This is a genomic window from Robinsoniella peoriensis (genome assembly GCF_000797495.1).
In the GTDB taxonomy this organism is placed as follows: domain Bacteria; phylum Bacillota; class Clostridia; order Lachnospirales; family Lachnospiraceae; genus Robinsoniella; species Robinsoniella peoriensis.
The window spans coordinates 59,882-76,704 of the sequence record NZ_JTGN01000020.1 but is presented as its reverse complement, the minus strand read 5'-3'; the positions used below and the strand labels follow the sequence as shown (position 1 = coordinate 76,704).

The following is a 16,823-nucleotide window of genomic DNA, read 5'->3' as shown; positions in this document are numbered from 1 at the left end:
TTATATTTCTGGCATATCACTAATGCATTTTTAGTGGATTATCTGCCGCATAATCTCGTATGATTTGACACACTTTAATAAGTCGTTTAGCTCTTATTCTTCCTCTGGCACCATTTCCATAATATCACCGATGTCACATTTAAGTGCTGCACAAATCCTTGACAGCACCTCGGTTGTGACGTTTTCATTCCTGCCCATTTTGGCAACGAGGGAGGGACTTAGATTCGCGGCCTCACGTAAGTCTTTCTTCTTCATATCTTTATCAATAAGCAGCTTCCAGAGCTTTTTATAACTAACAGCCATTGTATTTTCCTCTCAATCTGGTTGTACTCAGTCATAGCTTTACCTTTTATCTACAATTCGCACGAATAGGTCGATTAATTCTCATTGTCCAAATCTTCCGTTTTAAAGACGTTGTATCCCTCATAGTGGTAGCTTGCGTCAATGCCTTTCATATAGACTTCACGGTCGTCGATTTTATCAGTTAAAGCAGCACGAAGAAGTGTTTTTATCTCAACATCCTTAATTGGGCTACGCTCCATAGCGAGCAGATAATCGTCTTTATTAACATTGCTCCAGTCAATTACTTGGTGCAGTTCCTTTTTGAGGATAGAGTCAAGCCAAATTCTGGTACCCCTGCCGTTACCCTCTCTGAACTGGTATTTGTGTATTTCAAACAATTCGAGAGCCTTTTTCTTGCTTGTTTTTTCTTCATCACGGGCAAGCTCTGCTGCGTCCGTAATGCCCAATTTATTTTCCAAAGCCATAAGTTGCTCTTGTCGGTGTATTGTATATAGTATTATATCAAAGCTTATATTGGAGTACAAGATAAATAGTACCGATTCATGTATTTATTTTTTTGGATCTATACTAATTGCAAGTTTATAATTTGCTGATTTAGATTGGCTGATTTCTATTATGACAGTATGTACAGGATGATAGCTACCAATAACAAGTTGAGAGTTCACAATATTGATTAATCCATTAAATGTAATTCTATTATCAAAATTAGGAAAAACCAAATTATCTATTTGGTTCATGGGAAGTTTTTCATTTAATAAATAAGTAACTGTTTCGTGAAGTGCTTCGTATACCACAATGGGCATTATCTCATCAGGAATAAATAAAAAGACAGGTCTTCTATTGAAGTTTATCTTTCGTGTTAGATAATTTATTGACAAATATCTGAACATTGACTATAATATACTTAACAAGACAGCCGGAGGATAGGTCATGACTATCCGTTCTGGCAGAATAAGTATTTAAAAATAACGCTTTACTTTACCAGAGTGGGGGCGTTATTTTTTATGCTTATTTTTGATAGTTACAACTAAAGTTATAACAGATGTAAGCATGATTACGAAGGTAAATAAATCACTGTATGTAACGTACATCGGCACCACCTCATTTCCGACAAGACTCAGAACGGATGGCACAACGCCCTGCCGGCTGCCATAGAAGTTCGAACAGCAAGCCCCCATAAAAACTTCATGTACCCAAACTACACGAAGTTGATCTATAAAACGTTGTTTGGAAAGCCATTTAAAGAGCTGATGCAGGAATATGAGGAAGATACCGGAACGGAAGACTTCTATATAAAGGACACATAACCCTGGGAGTATCCGCCGGAGTTATAAAGACACTGGTTCCAACCGGCAGGAACCCATTTTCTATACTGCCCAAAGGAAATGAGAATGCTATATGGGTAGCGCATCAGGTTTGCACCGTGGAATACATTCCTAATACTAAAGGTGCTATGCGACAGCCTGTGTTTAAGGGGATGCGGTTGGATGTGTACCCGGAAGAAGTAGAAGAATAAGAAAACCCCGGATTAACCGGGGTTACATAACGAGTTTCCACATAGATTTTTCCGGGAAATGCAGCAACAGAACGTTCCTATGATTACCATGCACAGCTATAACACATGCTACTATAGTTATGTACTTGCCCCGGTGCCACTTTTTTTCCCGTTCTTTATGTCTAATATTTTATAATAATGGCTATCTGCGGTATCGGGTAGCGTTCTAACCAACACAGGTTCCTGTGCACCGCTTAGGAGCGTGCGGCATTCTAATTCTATATTTAGGACTTGTCTCATAATATTTTCTCCATAAAGTAATTTACTTATCTTAAATATACTTTTTTACAGGAACAAATACAATGAGAATAAATGGAATAAAAAGTCCCCAGTTTCCTAGGGACTTTTTAAGCATATTATATCATTTTCCGTGTTGCATTTCGTGTTGCATTCCTAAGTAAAAATGCAACACGTGTGACAAAATTTATACTTCTACAGTACATTTAATTCTTAACAGTTCCTTTAAATATAGGCAAAACGCGTAAACACTCGATTTATTAATAGCGGAGACGGTGGGATTCGAACCCACGTGCCGGTTGCCCGACAACTTGATTTCGAGTCAAGCTCGTTATGGCCACTTCGATACGTCTCCATGCACTTAAATAGTATATCACATTTTTTGAAAAATGCAAAAACTTTATTCAAGTTATTGTGATAAAAGTAAAAATAATATATAATGAACAAAGAGGCGTGTTTATCTGCCTGTTTGAAGAGGAAAATAACTTAACAAAGTGGTTCGTAACACTTTGATTATAACAGGAAAGGTGTAGTGTCATATGATTAGAATTGGAATGTTAACAAGCGGTGGCGACTGTCAGGCTTTAAATGCAACAATGCGCGGTGTCGTAAAGGGGCTGAGTACCAATGCGGACGAGCTGGAAGTATATGGGTTCGCAAATGGATATAAAGGGCTTATTTATGGGGACTACAGAATGCTGACCAGCAAGGATTTTTCCGGGATTCTGACGAAAGGCGGGACTATATTAGGAACATCCAGACAGCCATTCAAGCTTATGCGCGTCCCGGATGAAAATGGACTGGACAAGGTAGAGGCGATGAAACAGACCTACTATAAACTTCGTCTGGACTGCCTGGTGATTCTGGGAGGAAATGGTACACAAAAGACAGCAAATCTTCTCCGTGAAGAAGGTTTGAATATCATACATCTCCCCAAGACGATTGATAATGATATCTGGGGAACAGACATGACTTTTGGCTTTCAAAGTGCTACAAATATTGCAACAGATGCCATTGACTGCATTCATACCACTGCGGCATCGCACAACCGTGTATTTATCGTAGAAGTTATGGGGCATAAGGTTGGATGGCTCACGCTGCATGCGGGTATTGCCGGCGGAGCAGATATTATTTTGCTGCCTGAGATCCCATACGATATTTCTAAGGTGATCGAAGCTATAGACAAACGTTCCAGAGATGGTAAGGGATTTACAATTCTGGCAGTTGCAGAAGGTGCTATTTCAAAAGAAGATGCCAAACTGTCCAAGAAAGAATTAAAAGAAAAATTAAAGAACAAGAGGCATCCGTCTGTATCATATGAAATTGCAGAGAAGATCCAGGCTGAAACAGGTATGGAGATTCGAATCACAGTTCCGGGACATACTCAGAGAGGCGGAAGTCCATGTCCTTATGACAGGGTTCTTTCTACCAGACTGGGCGCAGAAGCAGCACAGTGTATTCTGGATAAGGAATATGGCTGTATGGTTGGAATCGTAAATGGAAAAGCGAAGAAGATTCCACTGGAAGATGTAGCAGGTAAGTTAAAAATGGTATCGCCGGATGACCAGCTGATTAAGGAAGCAAAATTAATCGGCATTAGTTTTGGAGATTAATAGATTGGAGAGTAAAGCATGAGTTATACTGCTTTATACCGTAAATTCCGTCCGGATACTTTTGCGGATGTAAAAGGTCAGGACCATATAGTTACAACGCTGAAAAATCAAATTAAGGCAGATAGAATCGGGCATGCTTACCTGTTTTGCGGAACCCGTGGAACAGGTAAGACAACCATTGCCAAGATTCTGGCAAAGGCAGTAAATTGTGAACATCCGATTGATGGCAATCCCTGCAACGAATGTGAAACCTGTAAGGCAATTTCAACAGGAAGTTCCATGAATGTAATCGAAATCGATGCGGCTTCGAATAATGGTGTGGACAATATTCGTGAAATTCGTGATGAGGTAGCTTATTCACCTACCGAGGGCAGATTCAAGGTATACATTATCGACGAGGTTCATATGCTGTCTATAGGTGCGTTTAATGCGCTTCTTAAGACTTTGGAAGAGCCGCCTTCGTATGTAATCTTTATCCTGGCAACTACAGAGGCACATAAGATTCCGATTACGATTCTGTCCAGGTGTCAGAGGTATGACTTTAAGCGAATTGCCCTGACAACGATTAGTTCCCATCTGAATAAACTTATGGAAGAAGAACAGGTGGAAGTAGAAACAAAGGCAACAAACTACATTGCAAAAAAAGCAGACGGTTCCATGCGAGATGCCCTGAGTCTCTTGGATCAGTGTATCGCTTTTTATCTGGGTGAGAAACTTACCTATGATAATGTGCTGGAAGTGCTTGGTGCTGTGGATACGGATGTGTTCAGCGATCTGCTGCGAATGGTGCTCAGCCATGATGTGGCTGGGGCTATGGCAAAGCTTGAAGAGCTGATCATGCAGGGAAGAGAACTGACGCAGTTCGTAGTAGATTTCACATGGTACATGAGAAACTTGCTTCTTCTGAAAACATCTGATAATATGGAAGATGTTCTGGATGTATCTACAGAAAATATGAAAAAACTTCAGGAAGAGGCCGGGATGGTCAGGGAAGATACCCTTATGCGGTTTATCCGTATTTTTTCTGAGTTATCCAATCAGATCAAGTATGCGTCATCGAAAAGAATATTATTGGAGATTGCCCTGATTAAGCTGTGTAAGCCGGAAATGGAAAATGATGAAATTTCACTGGTTGAGCGGATACGCCTTTTGGAAAAGAAGCTGGAAAGCGGAATAGCCATCCAGTCAGTTCAGTCTGTACCATCTGGTACTGCAGTGGCGGGAGAAGCTGTTTTGGGCGGAGCTTATCATGCCGGTAATGCAGAAGTACCTCCGGCAGGTACAGGAAATATGGGCAACGCACCGGAAGCCGGTTCTGTGACAAGATCCCAAATGCCGGCACAAGGCCGTAATCTGGAAAAAGCAGCACCGCAGGATCTTCAGGAGGTAAAGAAGATCTGGAAAAGTATCGTTGCTGAGACGGAAGGACGGTTTAAGATTGTCTTATCCATGGCTGAACCCAAATACAATGCCCAGGGGGAAGACGACAGACTGTTTGTTTGTTTTCCGGATTTCCAGGGTGAGCGTTATGTGGCAAGCGAGGAACGTAAGGAAGAGCTGGAGAGGATTATTGCCAGCAAGATTGGAAAAAAAGTAGAAGTGAAGATGATGCTGGAAGTTGACAGCCATCTGAATAAAGGCAATATTGTCAGCATCAGTGTTGAAGATGCAATCAAAGAATTTATACACACAGATGTAGTAATTGAAGACTGATAAGAAATAGGAGGATTTATTAAAATGGCAAAACGTGGAGGATTTCCGGGAGGCGGAATGCCCGGCAACATGAATAATCTGATGAAACAGGCTCAGAAAATGCAGAAACAGATGGAAGAAAACCAGAAAGCATTAGAAGAAAAAGAATATACTGCAAGTGCAGGGGGCGGTGCTGTAGAAGTTACCGTATCCGGTAAAAAAGAAATAACCAAGGTTTCTTTAAAAGAAGAAGTGGTTGATCCCGATGATATTGAAATGTTAGAAGACCTGATTATGGCAGCTACAAATGAAGCACTTCGTAAGATGGAAGAAGAAGCAGGTGCTGCAATGGCGAAGCTGACAGGTGGTCTTGGTGGAATGGGTGGAGGATTTCCGTTCTAATGGATTATTACAGCAGTCAGATCAGTAAATTAATTGAAGAATTGTCAAAGCTGCCGGGTGTGGGGGCCAAATCGGCCCAGCGCTTGGCTTTTCACATTATTAACAGGCCCCTGGATGAGGTGAAGCGGCTTTCCGATGCCATTATCGAGGCGAAGGAAAATGTACGTTACTGCAAACAGTGCTATACTTTGACAGACAGTGAGCTCTGTCCGATTTGCAGAAATCCAAAAAGGGACCAGACTACCATAATGGTTGTGGAAAACACAAGGGATCTGGCGGCATATGAAAAAACCGGTAAATTTGAGGGCGTCTATCACGTACTTCACGGTGCAATATCACCTATGCTGGGGATAGGTCCAAATGATATTAAGTTAAAGGAATTAATGCAGCGTTTGCAGCAGGATATAAAAGAAGTTATAATTGCGACGAATTCAAGTCTGGAAGGTGAGACAACAGCAATGTACATCAGTAAGCTGATTAAACCAACCGGAGTTAAGGTCAGCAGAATTGCCAGTGGAGTGCCGGTAGGCGGTGACCTGGAATATATCGATGAAGTGACTTTGCTAAGAGCCCTGGAAGGGCGTGTGGAATTATAAAAATGTATGCTAAAAGAATCAGGGTAGAAATCTTACTATATGGATTTCTACCCTGATTTTTATTATTTCCCCCCAAAGTTTGTTCTGATAGATTTCATTTCTTCCTGCTAAGTGTTGATAAATAGTAAATATATCTGATATAATTATGTTACTCGCTTTAAAATGGGATTCTGAATGAAAATTAGCTGGAGGAAAATAAAAAATGAGAATATTTACAAAAATTGGAAAGTTATCAGTTACATTGCAGGTGATTATTTTAATGACAGTTCTGATTTTACCAATTAATATTATTGCAGTCGTTTTTTCCTCACAGGTACACCATGCGTTTCTAAGCAAAAGTGTGGAATCAGTTTCCAGGGCGGCTGAAATATATATGTATGAATTGGACCGCAGGATCTATTCGTCAGACACTTACAATATTACTGAGATAGATGAAAATCAGCATGTTTTAGAGTTAAGGAAACATAAGCAGGGAGAGTCGTTTATAAGAGAGGCTGATTTTTACTGGCAGCAATTAAACAGCCGGGTAAGATACGCGCTGGATGCTGATGGATATTTTTTCTTCATTGAAAATGAGAATTACTTAAATATTGCTTTGCGGAGTAATTACAATGCCGACAAGAAGGATGTGAAGGAATACCTTCTCAATTTGTGCGGGGAAAATACACCGTTTGTGTGGGAATGCCGGGAGATCATGGGGAAGAAGTGGATGGTACGTAAATTTGCTCTGGACGGGTTCTATTATGGGGCCCTCATTAATCTCAATGACCTTGAGAAAAAATTTTCCGACAGCCTGTCTATGGAAGAATCAGAAGTCTTTTTTGATAACAAAATGCAGGATAATAAGGAGAAAGGCAGGGAACTAATTGTAGTGAAATCAGCGAAAGCAGATATTTACATGCACATTTCTCTTTCTCAAAAAGTCCTGGAGGCGCAGATACCGCTGGCTGAGCAAATTTGGTTTTTGATACCGACTATTTATTTGATATTTATCCCAATTATCATTATCGTTTTAAAGAGAATTGTGATCCGGCCAATTCAAAAGGTAAACCATGCAATGGCGGAATTAGAATCTGGAAATTCAGAATATAGGATTACGGAAGTTGGAGAGAACCGGGAGGCTAATGAATTAAACCGCAGGTTTAATTCTATGGCAGGTCAGCTAAAGAGTCTTAAGATACAGATTTATGAATCAGAACTGGAGAAGAGGGACATTGAAGCAACCAATTTAAGGCTGCAGGTGAATCCGCACTTTATTGTCAACTGCCTGAATATAATTTTTAGTCTGGCAAGATCCGGGAAGAACAGGGAGATAAAGGAATTCACCAAATATTTGGCGGATTATCTGAGATTTTCTTTGTGGCACACCAATGGAATGATTCGTTTGTCAGATGAGATGAAATGTGTGGAAAATTATCTTGAGATTCAGAAGATTCGCTTTCCCGGAACATTCAGCTATATTGGGAATTTTGAAGCTGAGGTTATGGAAATACAAATTCCGTCCTTGCTGATATTAAATTTTGTTGAGAATGCAGTAAAATATGCTGTGAGGATGGGCAGCGAAATAGAGATTATTGTCAGCATCCGGAAAGAAGAAGACAGTCTGTTCATCAGTGTCTGTGATACCGGAAATGGCATGACGGAGGAAATGCTTGGGATTTTGAGAAAAGGTGAAATTCCGGAAAATGAGACTGGTAAGCACATTGGCATTTGGAACTGTAAGCGGAGGTTGAAAATGCTGTATCAGGAAAGTGCATACATTAATATTACCAGTTGTCTGGGAGAAGGAACACAGATATTTATCAAAATACCATGGAGGGAAGAAAAGGAGCAGGAACAATGAATGTCTTGATTGTAGATGATGAGATCTTGGCAATACAGGGATTATTAGATGATATTAACTGGGGAAATTTTGAGTTTGACGAAATTCTGACCGCGAATAGTTATACCCAGGCAGTGAATATTTTTCTTCAAAAGAAAGTTGATATTCTGCTGTGTGATATAGAAATGCCTTTTGGAAGCGGGCTTGAACTGGTAAAGTGGGTGAAAGAACATTATCCAAATACAGAGTGCATTTTTTTGACCTGTCACAGTGAATTTGATTTTGCAAAACAGGCAGTTTCCATGCAGTGTCTGGGCTATATTCTGAAGCCGGCTGATTCGTCGGAAGTAGAAGATTATCTGGCAAAGGCACAGCGGCAGGTAAAAGAAAGAGGAGATGCTGAAATGTATGAGAATTATGGGAAGATATACCTGAACAATCTGAAAGATGATGTTAAGGTGCCCATAGCAGCGGATATTGTAGAACAGGTGGAAGAATATATTTACAGTCATATATCAGAACCTTTAAATATCGAAGAAATTGCAAAAAATGTGCATGTGAGCAGTGCCCATCTGGGAAGAATTTTCCGTAAAAAACATAATATGTCAATCATGGATTATATTACGGAGCAGAGGATCAGTCTTGCGAAAAAGCTATTACAGGATGGAAATATTACGGTCAGCGCCGCATCAGTGAAGGCGGGATACAATAATTATTCGTATTTCACGAAGATATTTAAAAAATGTACGGGTAAAACGCCCAGAGAATATATCCAGGAGATGCGAAATAAGGAGATGTTGTAAAAGTGCTAAAGAATGTCGGGAAAGTGTTAATTTTCCAGGGAATAGTATAAGTTTCTGTTGGAATAGTTTAATACAGAACAGTAGGGAAAAGAGTATAATAATCTCATCAAGAAAGATAAAGGAGGATGGTTATGAACACGAAAAAAATGTTGGCCATTTTATTGTCATTGGGGATGGGGTTATCTTTAACAGCTTGTGGAAACAATGAGGGAGAGACAAATTCCACAGCCGGCAAAGAAACAGTTTCTGCAGAATCCAAAAATGAGAGCGGAGAAACAGAGAAAAAGGAGAGCGAAGGTGATGTTTACAATATCGTGATGGAAATTCCGACTCTGGGAAGCGAACCATCCGGTCTGGCTGAAGTAGAAGCCGCCATTAACGAAATTGTAGAACCGGAAATAGGTGTAAACGTTACCCTGTATCCCATTTCCGTGTCTGATTTGAAATCACAGACAAATCTGATGATAGCATCCGGTGACAAACTGGATCTGGTAAGCGTAATCGGAGGTTTATCAGACTATGTGAGCAAGAATGCGTTTCTTTCATTGGATGATCTATACAATCAGTATGGGCAGGACATCAAAGATGCAGAAGGAATCGCAATGGCAGGAGGGTATTACGATGGAAAGCTGTACGCTGTTCCATCAGAAGAAAAAATGGTTCTGGTAGATGGTTATTTTGCCAGAAAGGATATGCTGGATGAACTGGGCTTCACGTTTGAAGAGGACAAGGTCTATACAGCGGATGATTTGAGTAAATTATTTAAGGCATTTAAGGACAAATATGGAGAAGGCTATTACGGCATTGCCGGCACAGGATCCACCTCTAATTATTACAGCAGCTTTCATGCAGTAGACTATCTGGGTTCTTCGATGAATACGGGAGTTCTGATTGGAGCTGGATTTGATGGAGACACCAAGGTGACAGACCTGTTCGGTACACCGGAATATGAGGAATTTGCAAACACTATGTATGACTGGGCACAGTCTGGCTATTTCTCGCCGGATGCGTCTACCAATACAGATGCAGCAACTACGCAGATACAGTCAGGCTTTTATCTGGGATACTTTGCAGGTACCGATATTGACGCTAAAATGAATGTGAGCCGGGACTGCGGTACAGAGATGGTTCCGATTACCTTAGTAGATAAATACTGTGCAACACAGAAATATCAATCAACCATGTGGTCAATCCCTTATAATTGTGAAAATCCTGAAAAGACCTTTCAGTTCCTTAATATGCTGTATGCAGATAATGAACTGGACAATATTCTGACTTATGGGCTGGAGGGGATTAGTTATGAGGTAGTTGAAAAAGGGGAAGTTCCCGGACAGGCTGTGATCCGCTTTGCAGATGGAGTAAATGAGTCTAACAGTCCTTATCATATGCCGCTGCATGTATATGGGGATAAATCCACAATCAGTGTATTTGAACCCCTGACTCTGGACTATTATAAGGAATTAAAAGAATTTAATTCCAGTGTTTCTGATAAACGGAAATCCTGTACGCTGGGCTATGTATTTAATGCTGCCAATGTATCGGCACAAAAAGCAGCAGTAGATGCCGTAGTTTCCCAGTATACAGGAATAATATCAACCGGTGCCCAGAATCCGGCGGAAATACTACCCGAGTTCAGACAGGCATTGAAGGATGCAGGTATTGAGGAAATTGTTAAGGAAAATCAAACGCAATTGGATACCTGGATGGCAGAACAGTAGAATAATAATTTTAGATGGGTTGCCAATAAGAAAGAATCTTATCGGCAGCCCATTCTATCATATTGAGGAGGTAATATGTCTATGCAAGCGAACACGACTTTGCGAAAAACAAAAAAGCTGCGCTTCAAAAGATTTCTTCCAGTGTATGCCTTGGCTCTGCCAGGAATCCTGTATATGTTATGTAATAATTACATTCCAATGTTTGGAATTGTAATCGCATTCAAAAAACTCAATGTCAGAGAAGGAATATTTGGCAGCAGCTGGTGCGGGTTAGATAACTTTAAATTTTTATTTCAATCTAATACTGCATTTACCATTATCCGTAATACAGTATTATATAATCTGGTATTTATTGTATTAGGAACAGTAATCTCTGTAGCAGTTGCAATTCTATTACATGAGGTGAAAAATAAGGCGGCTTCCAGATTTTATCAAAGTATTATATTGCTACCGTTTCTGATCAGCTGGGTGGTAGTAAGTTACCTGGTTTATGCGCTTTTATCTTCCGATGCTGGAATGTTAAATTCTATGTTGAAAAATCTGGGATTGCATCCGATTAACTGGTATCAGGAGAAAAAGTATTGGCCGCTCATATTAACACTTTGTAATATCTGGAAAGGGACCGGATATACCATGATTATCTATTTGGCAAGTATTGTTGGGATCAGCCAGGATTATTACGAAGCAGCGAGAATAGACGGGGCTTCAAAATGGCAGCAGATTAAAAAGATTACCCTTCCTTTGCTGAAACCAACGGTAATCACAATGTTTATTCTGGCAATTGGCCGCATTTTCGCATCCGATTTTGGATTGTTTTATCAGATTCCTAAAAACTCAGGTGCATTATATTCAGTAAGCCAGACGATTGATGTGTACGTTTTCAATGCGCTGATGAAAAACAGTGATTTTGGGATGTCATCGGCTGCCAGTGTATTCCAGTCTGTTGTGGGATTCATACTGGTACTTATAGCAAATAAGATTGTTAGAAAATATAGCAGCGAAAGTGCGCTGTTTTAGGAGGGGAGCAAATGAAATCAAAAGAAACGTATATGTGGCAGTTAATTTCAAATATAGTGATGATTTTATTTACAATGGCAGCGCTGCTTCCGTTTATTCTGCTGGTCATAGCTTCGTTTACGGATAATCAGTATGCGACAGTGCAGGGATTCGGATTTTTTCCCAAAGAGTGGAGTCTGGCTGCTTATGAATATATCGCTACGTCATGGCAGACTATTGGAAGAGCATATTTTATGACGATTCTGGTAACGGTGACCGGGACAGCAATCAGTCTTATGGTGACTTCTATGTTCGCCTATGCTCTTGCGGATAAGGAACTTCCGGGAGGTAAAATACTGAACTTTTTATGTGTATTTACCATGTTGTTCGGGGGTGGAATTGTATCAGCTTATTATTGCTGGAATCAGATTTTTCAGGTGAGAGATACCATTCTTGCCCTGATTTTACCTGGTTTACTTATGAGCGGATTCAACGTAATCTTGGTTAAAAATTATTTCATGTTCAGTATTCCGGAATCGCTAAAAGAGGCTGCCAGAATTGACGGCGCCGGAGAGATTAAGATTTACACCGGGATAGTGCTGCCCCTGTCGCGCCCCATTCTTGCTACAATCGGAATGATGACGGCGCTGGCATACTGGAATGACTGGACGAATGGCCTGTATTATCTGACCTTGCGGGAGGGGAGCAAATACTATACGATACAGCTCCTTTTGAATCAGATTAGTGAAAACATTAATTATCTGACCAAGAATGCATCCCAGCTTGCCGGAGCCAATGTGGGAATGCTTCCATCCACCACTGTTCGTATGGCAATAGCCGTTGTAGGTATATTGCCGATTATGATTGCGTATCCGTTTTTTCAAAAATATTTTGTTAAGGGGATTATGCTGGGAGCTGTAAAGGAGTAAGTGCATAGGATGAAAAATATCATTGAAGTTTTATCAGATCAAAGCAGAAACGATTATATTTTTCCTTTTCTATGGATTCATGGAGAGGAAGAAAAGGTATTAAGGGAATACATTCGGGCTGTTTATGACTCCAATATCCGTTCTCTTTGTATAGAGAGCCGTCCCCATCCGGATTTTTGCGGTCCGGGCTGGTGGAGGGACATGGATATTATTCTGGAAGAAGCAAGGCAGCGGGATATGAAGGTATGGATATTAGATGACAGTCATTTTCCGACCGGGTATGCCAATGGTGCCATGAAGAATGCTTCTGTCCAGTTATATCGCCAGAGTGTATATTGTAAGCAAATCGATTTAGACAGTGATGTAGGGCTGTTTACCTGCGGGCTGGGGAAAGAAATTATGGAGATACCGATGAGTCCCCTTGAAAAAATATTAAGAGAATCAGGTAAATGGAAAGAACCGGAATATGTATTTGATGATGACAGAATTTTATCTGTAAAGGCAGCCAGAAGGATAAAAGGGGACAGAGTCAGCCAGATTATAGATGTGCCTTATGATGATTTGGAGAAAAAAATTGAGTGGAGAGTGCCGCAAGGCAGTTGGAGGATCTATATTAGTATTTTGACCAGGAATGCAGGGTACCGGAGAAATTACATTAATATGATGGACACTGCTTCCTGCCGGCTGCTGCTTGATGCGGTTTACGAGCCTCATTATGAACATTATGCAGCATACTTTGGCAGTACGATTGCAGGCTTTTTCTCAGATGAGCCGGAGCTTGGAAATGGCGGGGTGCTTCGTTTTGGAAATATACTGGGCAAGGACGTGGATTTACCATGGAGCCGGGAACTGGAGAAGGCATTAAAAAAGAAACTGGGTGAGGATTTCTCCTGGGTTCGTCTCCTTTGGGAAGAACAGGACGATGAGGAGCTTACAGCCAGAGTAAGGTATGCCTATATGGACCAGGTGACAAGACTGGTTGAAAAAGATTTTTCCAGACAGGTAGGGGATTGGTGCCGGTCACATGGAGTAGAATATATTGGACATGTAATAGAGGATGACAATCAGCATGCCAGAACAGGTTCCAGCCTGGGGCATTATTTTCGTGGGCTGGCAGGACAGGATATGGCGGGGATTGATGATATTGGAGGACAGGTGTTCCCACAGGGGGAGGATGTGATAAGGGAAGATACCCTGGTTCCAAGGGATGGAGAATTTTATCACTTTGTGCTGGGTAAATTAGGAGCTTCCCACGGTGCCATTGACCCTTTAAAAAAAGGAAGAGCTATGTGCGAGATCTTTGGTGCTTATGGTTGGAGAGAAGGAGTGAGACTTGAAAAATATCTGGCGGATCATTTTATGGTTCGTGGGATTAATCGGTTTGTACCCCATGCTTTTTCTGCAAAAGAGTATCCGGACGGTGATGCGCCGCCACATTTTTATGCAGGAGGACATGATCCGCTATTCAGGCATTTTGGAGCGCTGATGAATTATATGCAGCGTATCTGCAGTCTGATAGATGGTGGACAAAGCAGGACTGATGCGGCAATTCTTTATCATGCAGAGGCGGAATGGACCGGACGACGGATGCTCATGCAGAAACCAGCCAGAATTCTGGCGGAGAATCAGATAGACTTTCACTTTATTCCCATTGATGTGTTTACCGATATAAACGTGTATCATACTAGTTTTGATAAAGGGCTTAATGTAAACGGAAACTGTTACCGGATGTTGATCATACCTTATGCTCAGTTCATTCCTGAGGCATTGCAGACCGGGATAGAAAAAATAAAAGAGTCGGGATGCCATGTTGTTTTTCTGGAGGAATTGCCCCAGGGATTGTGTGACAGTGACAAATCCCTGTCCGAAGATGTTATAAACTGCCCGGCAGTGGCACTGAATAGCCTGGCCGATGCTGTTAAAAAGGAAGGGCTCAGGGAAATCCAATTACAGCCGCTATCTTCTTCCATTCGATGCCTGCATTACGCAGGGGATCGGGAAATTTATTATTTTGTGAATGAGGGTACGGAATGTTACAAAGGATGGGTATATCTGCCCGGCAACACCAGGTTTTGTGAGTATGATGCGTGGAACAATTGTATTTACACAGCCGAAGGGAGGGACGGAGAGAAAGTCGGAGAGGATGAAAACAAAGTGGAGCTGCATATAGAAAGCAGTCATTCCTGCATCTTGATAGCGTTATCTGATCAGACAATCCAGCCGGAACTTTATCATAACCGGGTACAAAGAGGCGGGACAGAGATTGAATTTTCCTCTGTATGGCAGTATTCCTTGTGTAAGGCCATAGAATATCCTGCATTTGGCGATAAAAATAATATTCTCCATCTTCATGACATCAGCAGGGAAGAATCCGGATTTTCAGGATTTATCTGTTATGAGAATCAATTTTTCTTTGAAAAGGCAGGACGTGTTGTATTAGAAATTACAGATGCATATGAGGGTGTAGAGGTATTTATTAATGGGACAGGAGCTGGGCTACAGATTGTACCGCCATTTCTGTTTGATATTACAGATTTGATTGTTACCGGAGAAAATACAATCAGAATTGAAGTGGCAACTACTTTAGAGAGAGAGCGGGCGGCGGCAGATGACGAGCAGTTTTTAACGAATGATCAAAATGGAAAGTACCGCCCGATTGGGATAACGGGTGACATCATATTATATTTACAGAACACAGGAGGAGAAAACAAATGAAAATAAAATTTCCTGACAATTTTTTATTTGGAGTGGCGACCAGTGCGGCACAGGTAGAAGGAGCAGCTCATGAAGATGGAAGAGGACTTTCCATCTGGGATGCTTTTTCAAAGATCCCGAGTAATATCACAGACGGATCGGGACCGGAGAGAGCATGTGATATGTATCACCGGTATGAGAAAGATTTAGACCTGGCTCGTGAGATGAATTTGGATACCTTTCGTTTTTCTTTTTCCTGGTCCAGGATTCTGCCGGAAGGAAAAGGGAGGATCAACCAGAAGGGGCTGGATTATTATAAACGTTTTATTGATGCGATGTGGAAGCGGAATATTATTCCCAGTGCAACCGTATATCATTGGGATCTTCCATACGAACTGGAGCGGGACGGTGGCTGGCTAAACCGGGATATTGTGGATTGGTATGGGGAATATGCTTCTTTGCTTTTTCGGGAATTCGGGAATTCGGTGCCGCAGTGGGCAACATTCAATGAGCCGATTGCTGTCTATGTGGGGTATGCATTAGGTGGATTTGCCCCGGGATATCGAGTAGAGAAATCAGGCAGACAGGCAAATCATAACTTACTCCTGGCACACGGGGAAGGAGTAAAACGTTTTCGCCAGGAACATTTGAAAGAGAGCAAAGTGGGAATTGTGGTAGATGTCTGGCAGCATTATCCGCTGCGTCCGGATCATGAACAGGACTGTATGAAAGCGCAGCTGGAAAATGAGAAAACATTTCATTCTTATTTAAGCCCTGTATTTAAAGGATGTTATCGAAAAGAACTTATGGAATATATGGAAAAAAATAACTGTATGCCTGAGATAAAAGACGGGGATATGGAAAAGATAGCTCAGCCTATGGACTTTTTTGGTCTGAATTGTTATAACCGGGTGCTGGACTGTGCCGATCCTCTTCTTGTGCCGGATAAGAAAAAAAACGGCGGCGGCAATTACCTGGATAATGGAACGGAGTATTACCCCAGGGCTGTCTATGAAGCGGTAAAAATGCTGCAGAGAGAATATCAGGTGGAAGTTCCCATTTTTATCACGGAAAATGGTACTTATGGCTGCAATGAACAGATACAGCCGGATAATCAGATACATGATGAACAGCGTATAAAATATCTGAAAGGATTTCTGTATTGGATTTCTAAGGCCATGGAAGAGGGGGCCGATATCAGAGGATATTATGTCTGGTCCTTACTGGACAACTGGGAGTGGAGTGCTGGATATGAACCCAGGTATGGACTGGTCCATGTTGACTATGAGACACAGCAGAGAATCCAAAAGGACAGTGCAAAATGGTATACAGGGATAGCTGGCACCAAAGAATTGGTGATAGTCTTATAACGGGCTTACAGGATGGAAGATACAAGGTCCGCATGAAGGAAACAAAGTGAAGTGGTGCTTATGTACTGATAAACCAGGGTTTACCGGAAATAT

Annotated in this window: 14 protein-coding genes and 1 tRNA gene; 11 read left to right on the top strand and 4 right to left on the bottom strand. The window is 41.3% G+C overall.

The features are described 5' to 3' along the window. Positions 1-93: 93 nt before the first annotated feature. From QR40_RS27030 to QR40_RS27015, 4 genes are all read right to left on the bottom strand, one after another. A complete protein-coding gene (locus tag QR40_RS27030) occupies positions 94-303 on the bottom strand; it encodes a helix-turn-helix domain-containing protein (RefSeq protein WP_027295784.1) in 210 nt (69 codons plus the stop codon). 74 nt (positions 304-377) lie between these two features. Next, positions 378-767, bottom strand: coding sequence for a hypothetical protein (locus QR40_RS27025; RefSeq protein WP_044297633.1), 390 nt, complete (start codon positions 765-767; stop codon positions 378-380). 84 nt (positions 768-851) lie between these two features. Beyond that, positions 852-1,193 (bottom strand): hypothetical protein, encoded by a 342-nt coding sequence (locus QR40_RS27020; RefSeq protein WP_152614301.1) that lies wholly within the window; start codon positions 1,191-1,193, stop codon positions 852-854. A 1,169-nt stretch (positions 1,194-2,362) separates the two neighbouring features. Then, positions 2,363-2,450, bottom strand: a tRNA-Ser gene (locus QR40_RS27015). Positions 2,451-2,634: 184 nt separating this feature from the next. Between QR40_RS27015 and QR40_RS27010 the strand changes: the two genes are divergently transcribed. The 11 genes from QR40_RS27010 (at position 2,635) to QR40_RS26960 (ending at position 16,730) form a co-directional block, all read left to right on the top strand. Beyond that, a complete protein-coding gene (locus QR40_RS27010; RefSeq protein WP_027295787.1) occupies positions 2,635-3,708 on the top strand; it encodes a 6-phosphofructokinase in 1,074 nt (357 codons plus the stop codon). Positions 3,709-3,726: 18 nt separating this feature from the next. After that, a complete protein-coding gene (gene dnaX, locus QR40_RS27005; protein WP_044297631.1) occupies positions 3,727-5,421 on the top strand; it encodes a DNA polymerase III subunit gamma/tau in 1,695 nt (564 codons plus the stop codon). 24 nt (positions 5,422-5,445) lie between these two features. After that, entirely contained in the window at positions 5,446-5,802 is a 357-nt protein-coding gene (locus QR40_RS27000; protein WP_027295789.1) for a YbaB/EbfC family nucleoid-associated protein, read from the top strand. Next, entirely contained in the window at positions 5,802-6,398 is a 597-nt protein-coding gene (gene recR / locus QR40_RS26995) for a recombination mediator RecR (RefSeq protein WP_027295790.1), read from the top strand. Before QR40_RS27000 ends, recR begins: the two co-directional genes overlap by 1 nt. Before the next feature lie 202 nt (positions 6,399-6,600). After that, positions 6,601-8,241 (top strand): sensor histidine kinase, encoded by a 1,641-nt coding sequence (locus QR40_RS26990; protein ID WP_044297630.1) that lies wholly within the window; start codon positions 6,601-6,603, stop codon positions 8,239-8,241. Continuing rightward, entirely contained in the window at positions 8,211-9,023 is an 813-nt protein-coding gene (locus tag QR40_RS26985) for a response regulator transcription factor (RefSeq protein WP_081999071.1), read from the top strand. Before QR40_RS26990 ends, QR40_RS26985 begins: the two co-directional genes overlap by 31 nt. A 131-nt stretch (positions 9,024-9,154) precedes the next feature. Beyond that, the gene (locus QR40_RS26980; RefSeq protein ID WP_044297628.1) at positions 9,155-10,741 is read left to right on the top strand and encodes an extracellular solute-binding protein; all 1,587 of its coding nucleotides are present in this window, start codon (positions 9,155-9,157) and stop codon (positions 10,739-10,741) included. Between the two features lie 81 nt (positions 10,742-10,822). Further along, positions 10,823-11,758, top strand: coding sequence for an ABC transporter permease (locus tag QR40_RS26975; protein ID WP_044297627.1), 936 nt, complete (start codon positions 10,823-10,825; stop codon positions 11,756-11,758). A gap of 11 nt (positions 11,759-11,769) precedes the next feature. Beyond that, positions 11,770-12,666 (top strand): carbohydrate ABC transporter permease, encoded by an 897-nt coding sequence (locus QR40_RS26970; protein ID WP_027295795.1) that lies wholly within the window; start codon positions 11,770-11,772, stop codon positions 12,664-12,666. 9 nt (positions 12,667-12,675) lie between these two features. After that, positions 12,676-15,381, top strand: coding sequence for a hypothetical protein (locus tag QR40_RS26965; RefSeq protein WP_044297626.1), 2,706 nt, complete (start codon positions 12,676-12,678; stop codon positions 15,379-15,381). Next, entirely contained in the window at positions 15,378-16,730 is a 1,353-nt protein-coding gene (locus tag QR40_RS26960; RefSeq protein WP_044297625.1) for a GH1 family beta-glucosidase, read from the top strand. Before QR40_RS26965 ends, QR40_RS26960 begins: the two co-directional genes overlap by 4 nt. Positions 16,731-16,823 lie beyond the last annotated feature (93 nt).

Bases quoted from the DNA above. Each gene is read 5' to 3' on its own strand.
- QR40_RS27010 (WP_027295787.1), top strand. From the start codon at position 2,635: ATGATTAGAATTGGAATGTTAACAAGCGGTGGCGACTGTCAGGCTTTA.
- recR (WP_027295790.1), top strand. From the start codon at position 5,802: ATGGATTATTACAGCAGTCAGATCAGTAAATTAATTGAAGAATTGTCA.
- QR40_RS27025 (WP_044297633.1), bottom strand. From the start codon at position 767: ATGGCTTTGGAAAATAAATTGGGCATTACGGACGCAGCAGAGCTTGCC.
- QR40_RS26965 (WP_044297626.1), top strand. From the start codon at position 12,676: ATGAAAAATATCATTGAAGTTTTATCAGATCAAAGCAGAAACGATTAT.
- QR40_RS27000 (WP_027295789.1), top strand. From the start codon at position 5,446: ATGGCAAAACGTGGAGGATTTCCGGGAGGCGGAATGCCCGGCAACATG.
- QR40_RS26970 (WP_027295795.1), top strand. From the start codon at position 11,770: ATGAAATCAAAAGAAACGTATATGTGGCAGTTAATTTCAAATATAGTG.
- QR40_RS26980 (WP_044297628.1), top strand. From the start codon at position 9,155: ATGAACACGAAAAAAATGTTGGCCATTTTATTGTCATTGGGGATGGGG.
- QR40_RS27030 (WP_027295784.1), bottom strand. From the start codon at position 303: ATGGCTGTTAGTTATAAAAAGCTCTGGAAGCTGCTTATTGATAAAGAT.
- QR40_RS27020 (WP_152614301.1), bottom strand. From the start codon at position 1,193: ATGTTCAGATATTTGTCAATAAATTATCTAACACGAAAGATAAACTTC.
- QR40_RS26975 (WP_044297627.1), top strand. From the start codon at position 10,823: ATGCAAGCGAACACGACTTTGCGAAAAACAAAAAAGCTGCGCTTCAAA.
- QR40_RS26960 (WP_044297625.1), top strand. From the start codon at position 15,378: ATGAAAATAAAATTTCCTGACAATTTTTTATTTGGAGTGGCGACCAGT.
- dnaX (WP_044297631.1), top strand. From the start codon at position 3,727: ATGAGTTATACTGCTTTATACCGTAAATTCCGTCCGGATACTTTTGCG.
- QR40_RS26985 (WP_081999071.1), top strand. From the start codon at position 8,211: ATGGAGGGAAGAAAAGGAGCAGGAACAATGAATGTCTTGATTGTAGAT.
- QR40_RS26990 (WP_044297630.1), top strand. From the start codon at position 6,601: ATGAGAATATTTACAAAAATTGGAAAGTTATCAGTTACATTGCAGGTG.